Annotated in this window: 1 protein-coding gene; it reads right to left on the minus strand. The window is 68.8% G+C overall.

The features are described 5' to 3' along the window. The coding region (locus tag J5M67_RS27675) for a GTP-binding protein (protein WP_207888577.1) at nt 1-538 on the minus strand (538 nt) is incomplete at both ends.

Here is a 538-nt window from a genome sequence, read left to right on the forward strand (position 1 = left end):
AACGGCGAGTCGCCGCCGTACTCTTCCGGCACGACGCCTTCCGCGACCAGTTCCTGCTTCACGCGATCGGGGTTCGCCTCCGGCTTGTCGATCTTGTTGATCGCGACGACGATCGGCACCCCGCCCGCCTTCGCGTGCGAGATCGCTTCCTTCGTCTGCGGCATCACGCCGTCGTCGGCCGCGACCACCAGAATGACGATATCGGTCGCCTTCGCGCCGCGCGCACGCATGGCGGTGAACGCCTCGTGGCCCGGCGTGTCGAGGAACGTGACGACGCCGCGCGGCGTTTCGACGTGATACGCGCCGATGTGCTGCGTGATGCCGCCCGCTTCGCCGGCCGCGACCTTCGCGCGACGGATGTAGTCGAGCAGCGAGGTCTTGCCGTGGTCGACGTGGCCCATGACGGTGACGACGGGCGGACGCGGCAGTTGCTCCGCATCGCTGCCGATCTCGCCCTCGACGAGGAGCGCCTCCGGATCGTCGAGCTTCGCGGCGAGCGCGCGGTGGCCCAGTTCCTCGACGACGATCATCGCCGTTT

The sequence above is a fragment of the Pseudomonas sp. 30_B genome (assembly GCF_017491605.1).
In the GTDB taxonomy this organism is placed as follows: Bacteria; Pseudomonadota; Gammaproteobacteria; order Pseudomonadales; family Pseudomonadaceae; genus Pseudomonas.